The organism is Microcoleus sp. ARI1-B5 (assembly GCF_036705795.1).
Classification (GTDB): Bacteria; Cyanobacteriota; Cyanobacteriia; order Cyanobacteriales; family Microcoleaceae; genus Microcoleus.
Genome location: NZ_JAUBVK010000012.1, coordinates 190,313 through 210,942, shown reverse-complemented (window position 1 = coordinate 210,942; position 20,630 = coordinate 190,313). Strand labels below are relative to the sequence as shown.

The 20,630-nt window shown below is 45.3% G+C and carries 11 protein-coding genes and 1 pseudogene; 2 read left to right on the top strand and 10 right to left on the bottom strand.

Features of this window, described 5'->3' with window-relative positions; translation table 11 throughout:
- Positions 1-76: 76 nt before the first annotated feature.
- Both QUB63_RS19080 and glpX read right to left on the bottom strand, forming a co-directional pair.
- A complete protein-coding gene (locus QUB63_RS19080; protein ID WP_332946839.1) occupies positions 77-1,369 on the bottom strand; it encodes a glutamyl-tRNA reductase in 1,293 nt (430 codons plus the stop codon).
- Positions 1,370-1,534: 165 nt separating this feature from the next.
- Positions 1,535-2,572, bottom strand: a complete 1,038-nt coding sequence (gene glpX, locus QUB63_RS19075; protein ID WP_332946838.1) for a class II fructose-bisphosphatase — start codon at positions 2,570-2,572, stop codon at positions 1,535-1,537.
- Positions 2,573-3,159: 587 nt separating this feature from the next.
- Between glpX and QUB63_RS19070 the strand changes: the two genes are divergently transcribed.
- Positions 3,160-3,777: a CP12 domain-containing protein gene (locus QUB63_RS19070; protein WP_332946837.1), complete on the top strand. Its 618-nt coding sequence runs from the start codon at positions 3,160-3,162 to the stop codon at positions 3,775-3,777.
- A gap of 120 nt (positions 3,778-3,897) precedes the next feature.
- Here QUB63_RS19070 and QUB63_RS19065 read toward each other — a convergent pair whose 3' ends face one another.
- The 8 genes and pseudogenes from QUB63_RS19065 to QUB63_RS19030 form a co-directional block, all read right to left on the bottom strand.
- Positions 3,898-4,284, bottom strand: coding sequence for a VOC family protein (locus QUB63_RS19065; RefSeq protein WP_332946836.1), 387 nt, complete (start codon positions 4,282-4,284; stop codon positions 3,898-3,900).
- 151 nt (positions 4,285-4,435) lie between these two features.
- On the bottom strand, positions 4,436-5,107 hold the full coding sequence (locus QUB63_RS19060; RefSeq protein ID WP_332946835.1) for an SOS response-associated peptidase: 672 nt from the start codon (positions 5,105-5,107) through the stop codon (positions 4,436-4,438).
- A gap of 323 nt (positions 5,108-5,430) precedes the next feature.
- On the bottom strand, positions 5,431-6,375 hold the full coding sequence (gene uvsE, locus QUB63_RS19055; protein ID WP_332946834.1) for a UV DNA damage repair endonuclease UvsE: 945 nt from the start codon (positions 6,373-6,375) through the stop codon (positions 5,431-5,433).
- Between the two features lie 249 nt (positions 6,376-6,624).
- Positions 6,625-6,831: a hypothetical protein gene (locus QUB63_RS19050; protein WP_332946833.1), complete on the bottom strand. Its 207-nt coding sequence runs from the start codon at positions 6,829-6,831 to the stop codon at positions 6,625-6,627.
- A 118-nt stretch (positions 6,832-6,949) separates the two neighbouring features.
- Positions 6,950-12,448 (bottom strand): AAA family ATPase, encoded by a 5,499-nt coding sequence (locus tag QUB63_RS35115; RefSeq protein ID WP_336796855.1) that lies wholly within the window; start codon positions 12,446-12,448, stop codon positions 6,950-6,952.
- A gap of 339 nt (positions 12,449-12,787) precedes the next feature.
- Positions 12,788-13,636, bottom strand: a pseudogene (locus tag QUB63_RS19040) (sigma-70 family RNA polymerase sigma factor); the annotation flags it as partial.
- 674 nt (positions 13,637-14,310) lie between these two features.
- Positions 14,311-17,622, bottom strand: a complete 3,312-nt coding sequence (locus QUB63_RS19035; RefSeq protein WP_332946832.1) for a helicase-related protein — start codon at positions 17,620-17,622, stop codon at positions 14,311-14,313.
- Positions 17,623-17,727: 105 nt separating this feature from the next.
- Positions 17,728-19,380: an ABC1 kinase family protein gene (locus tag QUB63_RS19030; protein ID WP_332946831.1), complete on the bottom strand. Its 1,653-nt coding sequence runs from the start codon at positions 19,378-19,380 to the stop codon at positions 17,728-17,730.
- Between the two features lie 333 nt (positions 19,381-19,713).
- On the opposite strand from QUB63_RS19030, the gene QUB63_RS19025 reads away from it, so the two are divergent.
- Positions 19,714-20,298 carry a Uma2 family endonuclease gene (locus QUB63_RS19025; RefSeq protein WP_332946830.1) on the top strand — a complete coding sequence of 195 codons (585 nt, stop codon included), beginning with the start codon at positions 19,714-19,716 and terminating at the stop codon, positions 20,296-20,298.
- The last annotated feature ends 332 nt before the right edge of the window (positions 20,299-20,630 follow it).

Here is a 20,630-nt window from a genome sequence, read left to right as displayed (position 1 = left end):
CAACTGTCAACTGTCAACTGTCAACTGTCAACTGTCAACTGTCAACTGTCAACTGTCAACTGTCAACTGTCAACTGTTAACTGTACTGCTGATTGACATCCACATCCAAATTAAACAGCGTTTGCAAAGTCTGCATCGCTTGTCGGCGCGCCTCAATATCCTGCTGCGCGCGCAACTGCACCATCGGATCGTGCAAAATCTTATTCACAATCCCTCTTGTTAAAGATTCAATCACATCTTGATGTTTCTCCGAAAATTCGGAGCCCAGACGCGACAAAGCTTTTTCTAACTCTTGTTCCCGAATCAATTCGATCTTATCCCGCAAACAGCTAATAGTAGGAACAGTTTCCAGACTGCGCCACCAGACATCAAAAGCCTCTACTTCCTGTTCCAGCAAGCCCTCAGCTTCCATTGCCATTTTGCGGCGGCTTTCGTGATTTTGAGCTACCACTGCTTTCAAATCGTCCACATTAAAGGACTTCACGTTAGCGAGTTCCTTCGCATCCGAGTCAACGTTGCGCGGTACAGAAATGTCCACCAACATCAAAGGGCGATCGGGTTTTAAGACAGCTTCTAATTTAGCTTTATTTAACAGCGGATCTGTAGCGGCTGTACTGGTAAACACCAAGTCAGAATCCGCAATTACCTGCATCATGTCCGAGAGCAAATGCAAGTGCAATGTAGCATCTTTAAACAAACCGGCCAATTCCTGGGCGCCTCGCATCGATCGATTGACGATCGCAATATGGCTCGCTCCTTTCGACAGCAAATGCTGCACCAACAAGCGCGACATCTTCCCAGCACCGATAATTGCAATCCGGCTGGTTGCTAAATGCTGACCTTTCATATGAGCCAATTCTGCCGCCGCCGAAGAAATCGAAACCGCACCGGTACCGATGCTAGTTTCGGTGCGAACTCGCTTCCCGGCTGTCAGAGCTTGCTTGAACAAACGCTCTAAAATTCTGCCGACACCTTTGTACTGCTGGGCGAGTTTGTGAGTTTGTTTCACCTGAGCCAAAATTTGTCCTTCTCCGAGCACCAAGCTGTCGAGGCCAGAAGCGACTCGCATCAAGTGCATCACTGCATCTTCGTGCAGCAAAATGAACAGGTGAGGGCGCAAAGATTGCAACGGAACTTTACTGCATTCGGAAAGGAACTGAATCACCTCTCGCACTCCAGGCTCTGACTCGCTGGTAACAATATAAATTTCTAAGCGGTTGCAAGTGCTGAGGATGGCAACTTCTTGAATGTGGGGGTAGCCGCGCAATTGGGCGATCGCCGCTTCAATCTTTTGTTCTGGAATGCTGAGTTTTTCGCGAACTTCAACCGGCGCTGTTTTGTGGCTGAGACCTACGACTGCAATATTCATAATCTTTGATTTGTCACTATTTATTTCTTAGTTATCAACAGTCACCTGTGATTAATTCTTAGTTTATCGCTAATTGCTAATCACCGGTGACTGTTGACAGTCAACAGCCAGCTCAACACTCAACAGCCAACAGTTAACTGTCAACAGCCAACTGTTAACTAATGACTAATTCAATTGCAGAGATTTCGGCTGGTCAAACATATGGATTGTATCCACAAACCGAGCTGTCTTCGACTGAGAAGAAATTACCAAGCTTTCTGTACGAGCGCCGCCGCCAAAGAAGCGAACTCCATCCATCAGCGTTCCGGGAGTAATTCCGCAAGCTGCAAACAGAACAGTTTCTCCAGATGCCAACTCTTCAGCATTGTAAATCTTGTCTGGATCTGTGATGCCCATCTCTTTAAGGCGGGCGAGATTGCTTTCTTTGCTTTCACCGATCAAACCAGTTTTGACAACAGCCGGATCGTAAATTAACTGCCCTTGGAAGTGACCGCCCAAGCAGCGCATGGCTGCTGCGGAAATCACGCCTTCGGGTGCTGCGCCAATACCCATAAGCGCGTGGATGTTGGAACCAGAAAACGCGCAAGAAATCGCAGCAGAAACGTCGCCGTCGCTGATCAGTCGAACTCTTGAACCCGCTGCCCGAATTTCATTAATTAAATCTTTGTGTCGGGGGCGATCCATGACCACCACCACCAAATCTTCAATACTGCGGTTGAGACAATCAGAGATAATTTTGAGGTTTTGGGTTGGTGTTTTGCGAATATCTACATGATTTTTCGCAGCCGCGGGAGCAGCCAATTTGTTCATGTAGAAATCCGGTGCAGCAAACAAACCTCCTTTCTCAGAGATTGCCAAAACTGCCATCGAACCGTTTTGACCGTAAGCAACTAGGTTAGTGCCTTCGCAGGGGTCAACGGCGATGTCAATTTCTACCAATTCATCTGGGTTGCAGAAAGTATGGGCATCCTCGCGGGTACAAATACCTACTTGTTCCCCGATGTAAAGCATGGGTGCGTCATCGCGTTCGCCTTCACCGATCACGATGCGGCCGCGCATATGAATTTTGTTCATGCGTTCGCGCATTGCTTCTACAGCCACGCGATCGGCTTCATCTTTTTCGCCTTTGCCCATCAAGCGAGCGGAAGCGATGGCTGCCTGCTCGACTACTTCGATAATCTCTAAACCGATTACGTTGTCCACGAATTAGATTCTCCCAACTAAGTCCTGCTTTCCTTGTGCTCTTTTGCACTCCCAGCCATCAAGTTTATCAGAGGCGGGGATCTGTGCGAGCGCAAGCACTTGCTTTGTTTGTGTTAACTTTTGCTTCTTTCCGGCTGGGAGGGGAGGAGGGGGAGGGGGAGAGTGGGGAGAGGGGGAGAGTGGGGGGGAGAGGGGGAGAGGGGGGGGAGAGGGGGAGTGGGGGAGAGTGGGGGAGTGGGAGAGTGGGAGAGTGGGAGAGGGGGAGATGGCGAAAGTTAGGAACAGTCCAGGACGCTCTTGACTAAAGAAACCGGGTTTTTTAGCGAATCTGCGGGCTAAAACGAACTATTTTCGTCCATCAAACCCGGTTTCTGACTACCCCTGTGTCCAGGAGTAAGGAAAATCTTCCTTCTTCCTTCTTCCTTCTTCCTTCTTCCTTCTTCCTTCTTCCTTCTTCCTTGGGCCGATCGCCATCCTTGATTTATCGTAACAGTTGCGTCAGTCCTGAAGTTTTATGATGATAGCAAATCAAATGGACGGCCCAAAATCGAGACGCACTACACTTTATAACCGGGGAGCAATAAAAAATGATGATGAAAGCCCAAGATATTATGACAACAGAAGTTGTTACCATTCGCGGTTCGGCAACGGTAGCTGAAGCAGTGGCGATGATGAACGAACTGTGTCTGCGCGCGCTAATTGTGGAACGCCGCCACGAACAAGACGCCTATGGCATTGTCACGGAAACGGATATTGTTTACAAAGTAGCAGCCTACGGAGTAGACCCCAAAAAAGTCCGCGTCTTCGAGATTATGACCAAACCGTGCATCACGGTGAATCCCGACTTGGGCGTGGAATACGTGGCGAGGTTGTTCGCCAATACCCGCATCCGCCGAGCTCCGGTGATTAAAGACACACTGCTGGGCATTATTTCGGTAACGGATATCTTGACAAAAAGCGATTTTGTCGAAAAGCCGAAAAGTGTTTTATTTGAGGAAGAAATCGAACAGGCGATCGCGGATGCCAGAACTATCTGTGCCGAGAAAGGCGCTACTTCTAGAGAGTGCGCGGTAGCGTGGGACATTGTAGAGGAAATGCAGGCTGAGGCTTCTCACCAGCGATCGATGAAGCTTGACAAAACGGCTTTTGACGAGTATTGCGAGGAAAATCCCGAAGCTGCTGAAGCGCGGATGTACGAGAGTTAATTTAGTTATTAGTCATTAGTCATTAGTCATTAGTTATCAACTCTTATATATGGATTGATAACTAATAGCTAACGATCGGAAATCGCTTTTTTTCTGCGAGCCTCACAAAAAATAAAAATCTTAAGTGTTTGGCCCAATCATACAAAACACGTTCAGCTTATTCCCATCAAGATCCCGAAAATATCCCGCATAAAACCCCGGCAACACGCCTCTTGGCCCCGCAGCTCCTTCATCCTTAGCCCCAAGTTCGATCGCTTTGTTATAAACTAAGTTGACTTTTTCGGGACTGTCAACTTTAAGAGCTATCATTACTCCATTGCCAACAGTTGCTCTGTTACCATCAAACGGTTTTGTAATAGCAAGTGCTGGTACCTCTGGAGAAACGCCCCATGCGATAAACCCGTCGAATTCCATGAATCGTCGAGCGCCAATTTCAGCAAGCAAAGCATCATAAAACTTGGCTGCACTTTCAATATCGTTGGTACCCAGTGTAACGTATCCGATCATATTTTTTGTCTTCTAACTGATGTTAAGATAAAAAAAAATGTTTGAGCCAATAACAACTGAGTTAAACTGATCCTTAGAAAACCCAAGCTACAACTCAAACATTATTTTACATCATAACTCAAACTATCTCGGTTTTGTCCGCTCCAATGATTTATTGCCGATCGCTAATACATTCGGGAGTGTCTCTACTTGGACTGTTGACGATCGCACTTACCGCCTTTGCTTTCATGGCTTCGGAAGCATACGGCTTTAACAAGGGCAAAACTTCCTGAGCATTTTTAACAGAAGGATCGAGCCACTGTTCCCAATCGCTGTCGGGAAGAATCACCGGCATTCGATCGTGCATCGGCTGCACTGTTTCGTTGGCAGCGGTAGTAATTATACTGCAAGATACAATGTTTTCTTTTTCTGGAGACTCCCAATTTTCCCACAAACCGGCAAAAGCAAAAGGTTCGCCGTCTGCCGTTTGAAAATAGTAAGGCTGTTTGTTCTTTCCCTGCTGTTGCCATTCGTAGAAACCGTCAGCGACTATCAAACATCGCCTGTGCTTGATGGCGCTGCGAAAAGCAGGTTTTTCGGCTACTGTTTCCGATCGCGCATTGATCGTCTTGCTGCCTATTTTCATGTCTTTTGCCCAACTCGGAATCAAACCCCAGCGCATAAATTGGAACTGTCGCTGCATTTGTTGGGGAGAAGCTGTGACTGTCGCTACTGATTGAGTTGGGGCGATATTGTATCGCGGTTTAATTTCGGGAACTTCCGACAGTTTGAAGAATTCGGCGATGATTTGAGATGAAGCCGTTAAAGTGTATCGTCCGCACATAATTTATAGTTGGTATTAACGGTTTTTTTACCGATTCCGGCAGTTCGACAGTCGGGTAATCCGGCATTCCGGCAGGGGTTTAAACCCCTGCCTCAAAGAAGACAGTCGGTTAAAACCGACTCAACAGTCTGAGAAAAATCTCTATCTATTTTAGTCCTCTTTTAGAGGACTTTAGCTATGAGACAGGGGTTTTTAACCCCTGTCGGAATGTCGCACTAAACCCGTTTTTTGTATCTTGAAAAAGGTAGATGACTCTGCCCTTGGGTGGGGGTGGGTTTTCGAGATGATTGGTTTTAGGTAATTATTGTTGGTAAAACCCCACGCTACGAGACATTGCTAAATTGTGGAACATTCGCCGACAGCCATTCGGCGCGCAACTTTTCAATAGCTAATTCTTTGAATTTAGCTTCTACTTCAATCCAAGGAGCCTGATAATAGCACTCCGGCATTTCTGTAATCAAATCGCTGTGGCGCGGATCGCCAAAAAATTCTTTTCCGTTCGATATGTGGACTAATTGCAATTCAGGAACTGACCAAGAAGTGCGGGCTGCTGCGAGCATTTCGGCAACGTTTGGATCGTCGTAACTTTCTAAATGTTCGTGAATGACGTGGTGGTGCGCGTCAAAAACCATCGGTACGCCGGTATCGAGACAAACTTCTAAGATTTCTGAGGAACTGTAGGCGTATTCGTCATTTTCAAAGGTTAAGCGCGATCGAATAGATTCGGGTAAGTCGCGGATGACTGATTTGAGCTGCGAAGCCCGATCGCTCTTACCGCCGTGAATGTTCATCAGTGCGTAGGGCGATCGCGGCTGTTGCAACATATCTAAAATTAAAGCATGAGTTGCCAGAATTTTAATGCTGTTTTCAACGACAGAAAGCTTGTCGGAACTGAGGACGACGAATTGATCCGGGTGAAGTACCAAGCGGATGCCCAAACGCAAAGCCCGATCGCCCACTCCGCGCAATTCCTCACTCATGGAATTTAACACTGTCTCCCCCAAATCTGTATCTGCAAAAGGGAACAGTGCAGAAGTCATGCGATACAATTTAATGTTATTTGCGTAGCAGAAATCTATCGCTTTGTCAAGTCTTTTTAAGTTATCTGCATACAACTCGCGCAATACTGTTTCTTGTTCAATTTCTGTTAGCTGCAACAGCCGTTTCCGCGTCACAGTGCGGAAACGAACTGCATCCGAAGCCGTAATGCAGACTAACCCCAATTCTGGCTGTTTTTGATTTGATAACACTTGGTTAATATTGCTCATTTTTCAATAATACCTAACTTTAATTGTATCTTAAACAGGTTCTAGGTAGTTCTATGTAGGGTGCGCACTGCGCACGGCCGTGCGCAGTGCGCACCCTACTGAACCTGTCGCAATAGTCCGCCAGAGATTTCAATCTCTGGCGGACTCTGGGGACAGGTGCAAGATGTAATTAGTACAAACCTGATTTTTATCAAAAATCTAATCAACCGCGTAGCAGATAGCATATCGATGCCAACTTAATCGATATAACTACTGCTGTTCTTCGCCAGACTCAGCCTCTTCGCCTGGCCGCGCAGTAGCAGCAGGATTTTCCATTGCTTCGTTATGGAACGGATAACCGGATGTTTCTTGATTTAGCGGGTCAGCGGGTTGGTCCTCAGGGGATGTAATTTGACCGTTAGTGTTGGTATTGGGTTTTGTGGAAGAGCCTTTATGGCTGGCGTGACCGCTACTCATCTGTTTTTCCTCAATTAGGTTTATGGAACAATTTCTAGCTTAGACTTAGCTGCTGCGGGCGATCGCCTATCTTAAGTCAGAGATCTGCTGAAGTACATCGCACAGCAGAAAGTGTGTATTACTCTGCCATAGATTTGAGCAGACGGCCAACTACAGGGTCAATCTGCCAGTAATCCTTACCGTCTTGCTTCTGATTTCCTAAATGCGAGACAAGACTGAGGAGATCCGCCCATCTGAGAGTCTGCTTGACAACTTCAGGCGATACATCATCAAGAAACTCAATTAATTCCTCAACCGCTGCGGCTTCTCCCCATTCTGCCAAAGTTCTCATCACCAGTTTTATTTGAGGTTCGCAACCGTCAAAGCCCATTGAATTAATTAGTTTGTCAGATTTATTAAATTGATGCTTCAGTTCCCCCAAAGAATCTTGCCAGCGATGCGGATTAAGTTGGGAAAATTGATAGAATTCTTGCAGCAGGTTTGACCAATTCCCTGTCACTTCCGTAATCTTCTTTCTAACTTCTAGTTCGCTGGGCAAATTAGCATCTTCCAACCAATGTCGCAGCGCGGCATCGTGCCAAGGTTTGAGACTGAAATATCTCAGTTCCTTAAAGGAATCAAAACCTGTGGAACTATAATTAACTAACTGCCAAACCTTCTGAGGGTCAGCGACGAAAGCAAGCTGGATAAACGAGTCTTCTTTTTTCAATCTTTTGATTTTCTTAATTGCCTCATCAACCCAATCCTTACTCCAAGGAGTGGTGGCTGACACAACAGTGAGCGTCGTGGATTTTTTCGGGCGACGGGTACTAATTTCTGTCAAACGCTGGCTAAAATCAGCTCTGTCTGAGAGGTTTTCTAAATAGTGGAATGGGGAAATTTTCTTACTAAATGCTGCTTCCATAAAAACTCTCAAATCGTCAATTCCTGCGGCTTGGCAGCCAAATATAATAGAGACACCGTACTCCCGGCGCAGCAGCTCTGATTCCTGTTGAACAGTTAAAGGACTGCGCCGGGAATCAGCTTTATCTTTGACTAGAAGAGGAGACCGAAAAGTAGCAGGTTCGTATTCAGGTGGAGCTGCGCGCGGTCTCAGAAGTTCTGCTTCAATTTCTGACTGCGTACCCATAAGCAAGGCTAAATTAGAACTTCTCAGAGTGAAGTAACCTGCATTGGTTTCTCGCAAAACTCCTAATCCGACCATTTCTTCTAGTAAAGCAAGAATTTCATCTTCCGATGACCTTCCCGCGAATCCCTCAGACCACCAATACAAGACTTGTTCGCGAATCCAAGATACAGAAAACCCATCCTCCATCCCTGTTTCATTCTCCTGAGACCCATTAGCAATCGAGTAGGCAATTACTTCGTAGCGCGGATCGAGTCCCAGTGTCAACTTAAAGCGATCGCGAATATTTTTGCGAAGGTCTTGACTTTGATAAGCTTCTTCTACATGGCGAGAAGTAATCACGTAAGGCGGACTAATTTTCGCATCAAAAGTAGGGACATCTGGGTTAGTGATGTGTTTGAGTAACTGCTCGCAATAGAGTTGAATCAAGCTCGGATAATAGTTGGTCTGCCAAAGAATGCGCGGGATTAAATCGGGCGATTCAAAACGATAGCCAAGACTAGCCAGCGGACGTTCTGCCAAAGCTGTTGCCGATCGCATTTCACCATTATTCAGCAGGGGCCCAATGCAGATCGGCGCGCCAAAGTGAGCCAGCGGATGGTTGGGTTGTCTAGTGGTTCTCAGAACGTTGTGCAATCCGGCAAAGACCACCTTAAAACGTCGGTTAGTTTCCGCCATTAATTGTCTGAACTCATCGCAGCGCAGGAAATCCTCCTTACCATCAGCTTCCAGGAAATTATCTGCCTCATCCAACAACAGCAAAAAGCGCCGCTGATTGTCCAATTCCAGCCAACTTTTAATCCGCTGCAAGCTGCTTTCGCCGACGGAATTTCGCCGATTGGTATCGGGAATTTTCAATTTATGCAATTCTTCGTTTAGTAGATGCCAAATCTTATCTAACAGTTGCTTGCGGCCAATTTCTTTGATATCCAAAAATAGGGCGTTCCTTCCCGCGTCGGTTGCATGAAAAGTCCGGTGTACATACTTAAGCAAAACCGTTTTACCTAACTGCCTGCCTCCATAAATTAAACAAGAACCCAGAGGATTGATTATGGATTCCCGTTCTCCTACTCGCCCGTAAAACATCTCAGGCGGAACCTCTCCGGCTGCGGTGTTATACGGTTCTAGGAAAGTAAAGGGTAAGGTACAGTCAAACAATACAGGTAGGCGTGTTTTTTGTTCCCCGCAAAGGTAGAGCATCAGCACATCATCTATCACAATGAAAGTGCTCCGACGCTGCCGGCACAAATCAGCCAAATCTCGGCGTTTCTTTACGGTCATTCGCCCAAAATGAAAGACGAATACTGGCCCTCCCAGAGCAGTTTCTCCAACGGCATTGAGGAGATCCTGTTCGTTCGGTCTATCCCATACGCAAAGAATGCGGTAATGACCCTTCGCGGCTGAACCATAGGCAGACACAGGACAGCGATTTTGGTCAAATATCGGCTCAGCATTAACGTCAATCCAGGTATTTTGTCCTGATTTTTTAAATGTCAGAGATGTTATGTTAAAACCGAGGTTGCTGAGAATTTGATGAGCATCTTTCTCTGTGGCTTGATTCCTTCCCTTAGCAGCAAACCAAGCGTCGAGCATATCAGCGGCTTTTTTGGCTTGAGCTCCTTGCGGTATTTGGATTTTTGCGATACTTTTCCCTTTGGAAATGTTGGGAATTAGGTCTTGCTTTTTTTGTCGATCGCGATCGCACTCCTCAAGCACTTTTTCGATCGCAGCATACTTATGCTCAAAGAAGTCTTTAAAAGCATCTCTCTTTTCCTCTGGTTCAGGAAGCGATCGCCGGTCTTGCAGCATAGATATATATTCCTTAGCCGTCAGGATATCGCCTTGCTCCAATACACTGCAAATTCTGGTACGATCAGCATCTGCTATACCTGTTTGCTGAAGACTCTCTAATTGCTCGGATACTCGATCGATCTGTTCCTGGCGCTTGGCGCTAATTCCTTGACCGATCGCCCGAAGCTGCTCAATTTTTTCGTAAAACCGCCTGGTTGTTACCAGAGCATTTTTAATGCTTTCAATCTGTGCTGCATAAGCAATGCTATCTGTTTCTATTAGTAAACCGAAAGCTACAGCATTTTCGAGCTGTTTGCTAGTAGTCTCGACCTGCTCCTGCAAAATTACTTGGCACTCTTTAATCCGATTATTGCGTTCGTCCTTTAGGTGAGCGAGGTCTATTTTTGGTGCGGGGTAGAGTTCGAGGTATTCGATGATTTGCGCCGTAGCCTCGTGATTTCCCACAGCTTTTGAACTACAGACATAACTGTGTAAATTGAAGGCTTGTTGCCAATCCCAAATATCATTTTTGACTAACTCCAAAATTCCATCTATACCCGCTTCAGGATTAGCCATATCCAGTTCCCAGGCATCGTTGATAGGGATAGACGGCATTCTTAACAGATCCGCGTGCAGGATATATCTTGGGTAAGGTTCTGCGGTTGGTAATTCGGTATCTGGATCGAAGATATTGCCGATGTCTTCCACAGCTTTTCGGCAACAGGCAATACCAGCTAAAATAAACACTGGAGGTTTTGTCGCCTCAAAGGTATCCAATTCTTTGAGAACAGTCTCTTGAAGATTTTCAATATCTTGTTTTAACTGTTTGGCTTCTTTCTGAAGATAATTGTCTCTTTGATCTAAACGCGATTCCTGAATTTCAATCCACTTGCGCACCAAATCAACAGGTTCACGAACGCGATCGCGAAACTGAATCACGGCTTTCCCCATCATGGCGTCACTGCGACTGCGGCGAATTTTACGATCGGTCTTCTCAACTTCAGAGTCTATCTGGGATTCGTCAGACAATCGATTGACTTTCTGCTTGAGTGCTGAAAGTTTACTCAAATCGCTTTCAAGTACAGGAAATAGTAAAGAGTGAATCAGTTCGTCCGGCTTCAACCAATCCTGCCAAACCTTCTTCGCCGGCGGGTAAATCATATCTTTTTTCTGTGCTTGAGACCACCAAGTTTCGATTTTTTGATGCAGATCGTCTAAAGATTTTTGTATGTCAGCCTGGTCTTGAGCTTTCTTGATGGCTGTGATATCCAGCGCCCGCTGCCGATCGCCGTGTTTGGCGATAATTTGGCAATAATCGTACAGTTTTGCAAGTCCAGCTTTACCGAAGTGAAGTTGCTGGAGAAGGTGCTTCGCACCAGTATTTGGCGCTAGTAAAGACGGTCGCATTGCTGCTGCGGCCAAGAGCAAGCTTGCAGCTTGATTCCATTCACTTTTGTCTGGTAATGAATAGCTGGCGGTGTAACTGGTGAAGTCATCTTTAAGCAGATTTGCAAGTTTTCCATATCCTACGTCATAGCGCAGGTTTTGTCCTAGCAATACTGCTCGAATTAACTGCGGTGGCAGGTGCGGTTCAAAGTTGGAGTATTGTTTTTCAAAGCAGCGAGCTAAATGAAATGCAAGGCTGAGTTTTTGTTCAAAAATCAGCCGCCAAACTAAGTCGCGCAAAACTGCTGGGCGTTCTCGATCGGGGTCGTCCAAGATGGATTGAGCGATTTGTTGAGCGGTATCATTGGGCGAGAAGCTGTAGAGAGACTGTTTTTCTTCTCTTTTTTTATTCCCCTGCTTGTCAACTTCTTTTCCTTGCTTATTTTCCGAATTTTGATGATTTATCTGAGTTGCGGTAGGCGCTTCTGTTGGTGGAATATCTGGGATATTTTCAGTGGTTGGCTGCGCGATCGCCTCCTCTATCAAGACCGCGTTCAACTCTGCTAATGGTGGTTGTTCTAGAATAGGAACAGTTTCAGGTTCCGGCTCCTCAACTAAGGAAGTTTCCTCTAAGTTATTGTTAGTAGAAAGAGCCGGTAAATCTGGTATTGCTTCCGACTGAATAATCAGTTTACCTCTGACTGCTGCCATCGCCAGAGTTCTTCCAAACGATTCTGCTACGGCATCCTGTAAAGAAGCTAAATGCTCGTCATCTGCTGCTTCCCATTCTGCAATTAGTATTAGGAGTTTGGAGAATGGATGATTGCCGTCAGCCAAGAGTTGCGTGTCGGGATGCAAGTCTGACTCCTGCGATTCGGAGATGGCGCGTTGAAGTTCGCGGGCTTTTTCCTGACATTCCAGCAATGACTGAAAATTGCTCTCTACTCGATGGGCGATCGCTAAAATTCGTTCCAGAACCCTCAAAGCAGAGTCGCGGACAAGAGCGATCGCACTTTTTTGCTTTTCGGCCAAATCAACACGCTCAAGTACAGACTTGATATCTGCTAAAGAACCAATTTCCTCAGTTGTCAGCGTTGGCGATACTGCCAAATATTCAGCCAGTTCTAGCACCTTGTCGCGAAGCTGAATAAAGTTTTTACCGGAATCGTCAAGTTCTTGAATCAGCTTTTGAGATATAGGTATACCAGGGTCTAGCAACTTTCGACTCGCCTCTGACAGCCGTTTCTCTAGTTGGCCAAAAACCTGCTCCAGTGCGGTGAGTTGTTTGAGTAAGTCTGCTGAATTTTGTACCATCGGTTCGATCGCTCCCTTCAATTTATTTTCTGTCAGTTCGGCAATTTGGAAATTCTCCTCATTCAAAATTCCATAATTGAGATTGTTTTCACTTTCATCAGCACTCGACAAGTAAGTTTGAGCCAACTTTGTTTGTTCTATATTTGATTCTTCTATGAAGTTGTTAAAAGGAATTAATGGTTCGGTCATATTAGCTGTCTTAACTATTTTATCATCAACAGGCTCCTGTAAGAAAGTGTCGCAATGGCTGCGAGACAAGTTTTCTGAAATGTTGAACCGTCTTGGCTGCATCGGTTTGGCGATCGGTCTTTTTGTCTCAATTTGGTCAATTGCTGTAGGGCGAATATAATCTTCTAAGATGCTGTTGCGGTTTGGAGCGCGCAACTTGTTCAAAGCCTTAATCTCAATTTGCCGAATCCGCTCGCGGGTAAGATTAAATATATTGCCGATTTCCTCTAGAGTCTTCTCGCGGCCGTCATCCAAGCCGAATCGCATCCGAATAACGTCACGTTGTCGAGGGCTGAGAGTATCTAAAACACTTTCCAAATCTTTGCGGAGCAAATTTTTCGATACTTGGTCTTCTGGTGTTTCCCCATCAAATTCAATCAACTCTCCCAATGTAGAACCTTCATCCTCACCCATTCTAGTATCTAAGGAAATGATAGACACAGCCGATTTAGATTTAACAAAGCGCAATTTTGCAATTGTCCTCTCCATTTTAGTAGCGATTTCTTCTTCCGTAGGCTTGCGGCCCATTTCTTGAGAAAGCAGTTTGGTAGTTTTCTTAATCCGCGAGATGGTTTCGTAAAGGTGAACTGGCAGGCGGATGGTGCGGGAATAGTTGCAAATTGCCCGCGTAATTGCCTGATGAATCCAGCAAGTCGCATAGGTGGAAAACCTGTAGCCCTTCGTGCAATCAAACTTTTCTGCGGCCCTGATTAAACCGAGATTTCCCTCCTGAATCAAGTCTAATAAATCCAGCCCTCTATTTTGATATTTTTTAGCGATTGAGACTACCAGCCGCAAGTTAGAAACTACCATTTTGTCTTTAGCTTTTGGGCAGCCTTCTAATTCTAACTCAGCAATTTTCCGAGCTATTTCAATCTCTTCCTCAGCTTTTAGCATGGGAAGTCGACCGATTTCTTGCAGGTAAGCGCGAAGTGAATCTTGCCGCAGAGGATCTTTTTTAAATTTGATGCTGTCAGGAATAGTTTGATGCCAAGCTTCGTGAAATTCGTCAAAGTTGCTAAACCCGTGATTCTTATGCAACTCTGCCAAGAAAATCTCGAAGAGCATTTTTAAATGAGAGTTTGTCGGACTGGCGAATGGGATATCTTTAATATGTTTGACTTTTCCTAATACATCTTTAGATTCATTGCGTTTGTGTTGGCGGCGGTTGACAATAGATAAAGTCAGAGTTTCTCCATGCTGAAAAAGAACGATCGCGGGCATCCGTAAAATTTTATTAATCTCGCGGACAGTCCCGTCAAGTTGTTCGTTAGTGTACGCGCTCCTCCGCAGTGCGATCGCGAAAAACAAGTACGAAGTAAAAAAGGCACTCTCACCACTGCTAGTATCAAATTCGACAAACTGGTCATTATCGGCAATTTCTGTCCCGGTAAACTGGAAGAGAAAATCAACCGACAGCCATTCCTCTAAGAGAGCTTTTTGGGAATTTAGCTTGCGATCTATGTCAAAACTCGCAATAAAGTTATCCGAAGTATTGGGATAAAATTGACTCGTTCTGTCACTGCGGTAGCCAAGAGCAAAGAACAAATTACGGGCGTTATCGGCAAGTTGGCCCTTGGTAAAACTACTTAAAGCTTGATTGATAGATGCTTTGGCTTGTTGTTCGCTGACGCTCATTTAATCACCAGCCAGGTAATCAGTTCAAAATCCGTTGTTGCTTTAACCTGATGCGGTTGTTCAACCAATACTGCACGGCGGCTAGACAGCAGATTGCCGATGAGCCGCTTGTTGTAAATACCTGCAATTGAATCAACCGCCCGCTTCAGTAAATCGTTATACAAACTCATATCAAATCCGTTATTAGTTTGTCGATCGAACAAATTGCACAACTCTTCATAGGGAACAGTACGCCCCGCGCACAGCAACCGGTATATTTCAAGTATTTGTTTGGGTTGAGCAAAAGTTAATCGCACTTCCTTATTTTCTCGAACGTAAACTAAAAAGTATGGTTGCAGCGGGTTGACGGTTTTATTATCAAGAGAATCGCCTTTCTGTTTGAGGCAAAAAATTACGCCGGGAGCAATTATCGGGTACTCCGAGTTAGTTGGAACTACTGCATAGAGTCCTAAAGGGGCATCTTGCAGTAGTTTGCGGTTGCTCTCAATGTATTTGGCCAGTTCCATTCGGAAATCATCGAGAGTGAATTCTGTGAGGGCTACACTCTCGGTGAAATCTTCGATATCCAGCACCTCGTCTTTCAATCGCAGCAACTGCTTGTCGCGGTATTTCAAATCACTCTCAATCAGTTCTTGAATTTCCTTGGCCTCCAGCAGGTTATCTTCAAATGTACCAGCCATGTCCGCTAAAGCCATCCGTGCTTCTACTCGATTTTTCAGATTGATGTATTGATCCAAGTCCTCTGTCGGCCAAAAATTAATTAATTGTACCGTGTGGTTGGGGCTGCCAATGCGATCGCACCTGCCGAACCGCTGGATAATCCGGACTGGGTTCCAGTGTATGTCGTAGTTAATCAGATAATCGCAATCTTGTAAATTTTGCCCTTCTGAAATACAATCTGTGGCAATTAATAGGTCAATCTCGCCGTCTTGCCGCATAAATGGAATTTGAGCGCGTTTCTTGGCGAAAGGCGAAAAATTTGTCAGGATGTGATTGAACTCGTTTTTGCCAAAGGTAGTCTTATTTGCCGCCGATCCCCCAGTCACCAAAGCTAGGTTAATTTTCAATTCTACTGTTGCCCACTCCCGCAATCCTTCGTAGAGATAGACTGCCGTATCTGCAAAAGCAGTAAAGACTAAAACCTTGCGATTTGGTTGGCCCTGCTTGTTAGTTGTAGGATTCCTAACTTTCTCGGCGATTAGTTCTTTTAGCTCAGCCAGCTTGGCATCGCGTTCAACCGAAATGCTTTGGGCAGAATTGTAAATTTTTTTAAGCTGTTCCTTGTCGTTTTTCAGGTCTTTTAACCAGGTTTCGACATCGAGGTGCGCCATTTGAAATATCAGCTTCTGACCTACTTGCATGGCATCTTGCAACTCTTCATCGTCCCAGTCTTCAATCATCAAATCGCTGAAAGTTACTGTCTGGTTAGCGTCGCGAGATTGCTGCAATTGCTTAAAATTTTTAATTTTTGTCTCTAGATATTCAGTTTTGTTAATCGTGCGCTCCATTGTCAGCGCAAAGGAACGGATGGAGCTTTCTAAGCGTTTAAGGAAATTGACTTTCATCATGCCGATCAAACAGCGTTCGCGAACGCTCTGTTTGAAATTTCGCACTCCTTTATTTTCATACACCGAACGGTATGGGGACAGGACATATTTTGAAGGGTTGAATAGCGAGAGTTGATATTTAGAAATTTCGCTGTTAAGCTGTTCGTAGGACATGAACTCACCCTCTCGGTCAATCTCAGGAAATACGGAGATGGGTTTGAGCCGTTCTGGAAAGCCGCCTAATTGGGCGATCGCATCTTTATAGTATTTTTGAATGTGCTTGCGAGAGCGTGCGATAGTAAGTTCGTCAAGCAGTTTGAAGAAAGCAGAACTTAGTTCTTCCAGCAGTTCGCTAGTTTTGCGATCGCGACTTTTCTTGGCCCACTTGGTAAATTTCCCCTGAGCATCAGCTAGTGTATCGCGCAGACTGGCAATTCCCAGCGATTCCCCAAACGCAGCGTCGCCACCTTCTGCGATCAAATAAAGTTGATTCCGCAAATCCTTTAAATCATTGTTAACCGGAGTTGCTGATAAGAGTAGCACCTGAGTTTTGACACCGCTCTTGATAATATCATCCATCAGCCTTTCGTAACGGCTCTTTCTAATTAGATTGCCAAATTCGTCCCGTTTACTCTTGATGTTGTTGCGGAAATTGTGGGATTCGTCAATAACTACCAAGTCATAGTTGCCCCAATTAATCGTTTCTAAATTAATGTCCCCAGACCTACCGGAATCGCGACTCAAGTCGGTGTGAGATAGGACTGTATAGCTAAAGCGGTCTTTAACCAAAGGATTGAGATCGCTATTGTTCTGTGCTAGATATACAGTCCAATTCTCGCGGAGCTTTTTGGGACACAGAACCAACACTTTTTCATTGCGAAGTTCAAAATATTTAATAACCGCTAGAGCTTCAAATGTTTTACCTAAACCAACACTGTCAGCAATAATACACCCGTTATATCGTCGGATTTTATTGATGGCTGCCTTAACTCCGTCTTTTTGAAATTCAAATAGAGCTTTCCAGATTTCTGTATCAAATAGGTGTAGCTGTTCGCTGAGAAGATCGCTTTTTTCTAGGTCATCTAGAAAAGTCTCGAAGATATGAAACAGAGTTTTGTAGTAGATAAACTCAGGAGAATTATTCTGGTAAAGTTGCTCTAGGTACAGCAGCACATCTTGTTTGACATCTTCTAGGAGTTCGGCATCATTCCAGAGTTCATCAAACCAGGCTTTAAGGTCGCGGGTATCGCGTTTACTATCTACTTCTAGATTGAGTTCAATATTGTTATATTTCGTACCTAATCCCAGTCCCCGCACGGTAAAATTTGAACTGCCCATAATAGCATTTTCAGTTCCGTTATGAGCAATGTGATACATTTTGCCGTGCAGTAAATTAGATTGCTTGACCGACCGTATCTGTACTTTTTTTTCAATCCATTCTGCACATTCTTTCGCAACCCGCTTTTGCTCCAACCGGTGCTGTAGCTGCAAGCCCTCATCCTCAATTTGGAACGCCTTCTTATCAGTTTTACTGGGATCTAGAGACTTGATGAAGCGCGGTTCGCCAAAGAGAAATTTCAAGCTTTTAATACTTAGAAGTTGTTCCTTCAAAGCATCAAAAGCATAAATTGTAAAGTAAGCAGAAACAATTGACAAGGTTGAGTTTTCCTCAACCTTGGCTTTCAAAAAATCGCCCACAGTGCCGCGGTGGCGGTTGTCTCTAATTGCCGACTTTGGGAGAGAAGCATCATGCTGTGACATAGCCTACCTTTATGCGGTTGTTGCACTTGGCTATATTCTACATCTTCCACAATTCTCAAGAACAGGCAAGATGCCTGTTCCACAACGCATACCGATATTGTACAATTAACTCCGCAAACGCCCGGATCGCATAATGCTAATAACTAACCACAAGCCCAAAAAACTCGCGGCGCCAAACAAACCGTTGCTCAAAAAAGATAGCTGAGCAGTTTGCGCGTTAGAAGAAATAATTGCCGCCCCTACAATCAGCGAACCCACGACAATACTAAAAGAAAGTCGGTTCGCAGCATCCCCCACAGTGCGGCGCAGCGGATCGAGTTCTTTTAGTGTCAAGTTCCACTTCAAAGTTTCGGAAGTCACCCGGTCTAAAAGCACTTCCACCTGTCGCGGAGATTGCAAAGATAAGCTTTTTAGATCCAGGGCTGTTCTCAGCATAGCTTGCACCGGATCGTCTCCTAATAACTGACGCCGAAACATATCGGTCATCAGGGGTTTGACCTGCTCTACAATATTGAATCTGGGATTGAAAGAGCGCGCCAGTCCTTCCAAATTAGCTAGAGTTTTTGCATACAAACCGAGATTGCTGGGCAGCCGAATTTTATTTTTGCGGGTGATTTCCAGCACTTCATAAAATATTTCCGACAGGTTCATTTGCGACAAGCTGACATTGTAATACTTGCGCAGCATTCGAGCCAAATCGTTTTCAAGAAGAGCTAAGCTTTTAGGTTGAGCAAATTCTGCCATTTCCAAGGTTAATTGAGTGCATCGCTGAGCGTCTAAATCGACAATTGCCAGCAACATTTCTGTCAAGTTTTGCTGGGTGCGCGGGTCTAATCTGCCGACCATGCCGCAGTCGAGCAGGGCTATGCGGCCGTCTTTGAGATAAAATAAATTGCCGGGATGGGGGTCTGCGTGAAAGAACCCGTCGATATACAACTGCTGGAAGAAAACGCGACAAAGCAGCGTTGTAATTTCTTCGCGTTCGGCATTTATATCTCCTTTTTGGCGAATTCCTTGCAAGTCGCCTAACAAAATCGGCACTCCGTTGAGCCATTCCATTACTAAGAGTTTTTTTGTGGTCAACTCCCAGTTAATTTGTGGCAAAACAACTTGTGTTGGGTCAAACCATTTACTTTTAGATAAATTGCGGCGCAGTTCGTCGGTGTAGTTGGCTTCTTGAATGAAGTCTAGTTCTGCACGCAGGGCGATCGCAAATTCTTCGGCTAAGGCGACAATATCGTATTGTTGACCGAAGTCTGTGAGCATGACAAGTTCTGCCAAACCTCGGAGCACGGCGATGTCTTGTTCGATGACAATATCGATACCGGGGCGCTGAACTTTGAGGGCGACTTCGCGGCCGTCTTTTAAGGTGGCTTTGTGGGTTTGGGCGATCGAACCTGCGGCGATCGCCTGAGTGTTAAATTTAGCGAAGGTATCTTCGAGAGATTGCGTGAGTTCCTTGCGGACGATAACTTCTACTTCCGACCACGGTACGGGCGGGACTTCCGCTTGTAGGGTGGAGAGGGTTTCGATGTAGGCGGCCGGCAAAAGGTCGGGACGGGTACTCAGCAATTGCCCCAATTTGACAAATACTGGGCCTAATTCGACGAGGATGTTGCGGAGAACTGCGGGAGTTGGCAGACTGGGTGCGTCGGTTTTGCGGCCGGTTAGGAGGCTTTTCATGTAGTCCCAACCGTTGCGGAAGACGACCTCTAGAATTTCTCCTTTGCGAGAAGTGTTTTGAACTAGGCTGAACACGTGGCCTCCGGGTCGATCGGGTTTAAGGGCTATATAACTACTAGGATAGCGCTGTTAACCAAGCTGACCATTGTCTTGAGGAATAACTTCGAGGGAATAGCGGGAATGAGCGCGATTGGGCCCGCGAGGTATAGCTGCGCCGCGCGTACTTTGGGGTGTGGGGGAGGGCGATCGGTTTTTTGCCGTGGCATTAATCCTCGTGGTAATATACAGTTAAAGCAGACATGATATTTTTATAATTAAATTTATTGACTTTAACACTTGTGTCAAAGACTTGAATTAGTAAGTTATTACAAACCAGATTCTCAATGTGTTTCAAACCCTATAAAAGACATGATTGCAATCCAATCTACTGCAACCTCCATCGAATTATCCATCAACTTAACAGACGAGCAATTTTTTGAGCTTTGTCAGAACAACCGCGATTATCAATTTGAACGTACAGCATCAGGGGAATTAATTATTATGTCACCGACAGGTAGTGAAACTAGCCTACGTAATGCCGATTTAACATCTCAACTCCGAGTCTGGAACCGTGAAACTAAACTGGGAGTTGTATTCGACTCTTCTGGAGGCTTTACACTTCCCAATGGTGCCGATCGCTCTCCTGATGCCTCTTGGGTCAAAAAAGAACGCTGGGATGCTTTAACAGCCGAAGAAAAAGACAGTTTTGCTCCTTTGTGTCCTGATTTTGTTGTCGAGTTGCGCTCGAAGACTGATTCGTTGAAAAAGCTGCAAGAGAAAATGCAAGAATACATAGATAACGGTGCGAGATTGGGTTGGTTAATTGACAGGCAAAATCGGCGGGTAGAAATTTATCGCCCCGGTCAAGATGTTGAAATAATCCAAAATCCTGCCACTCTATTGGGGGAAGATGTACTCCCTGGTTTTGTGTTGGATTTAGCAGAAATTATGTAGCCAATGGCTGCATAACTCGGTTTGACTCCCAAAGTGGCGATCGCACCTTCATTTTTCGCCAACAGGGCCGCCGACTCCCAAGTCTTGACAAACTCCTGTTCCCCATCCAGCCATCCGCCGCGAAAAACCCCACAACCGCATCCTCACCCTAAGGCGGGCTGTTAACCAAGCTGACCATTGTCTTGAGGAATAACTCAGGGGCGAGGGGGCGATTCCCTTCGGCCTATTTTAAAGATTTGATATTGTGCTCAGCTAACCTTTCTCAAGACAGATGTCAAGCTGTACAATACCCAAAAGGGTAAAAAAGAAAGGTAGCAAAAATGAATTGGAGT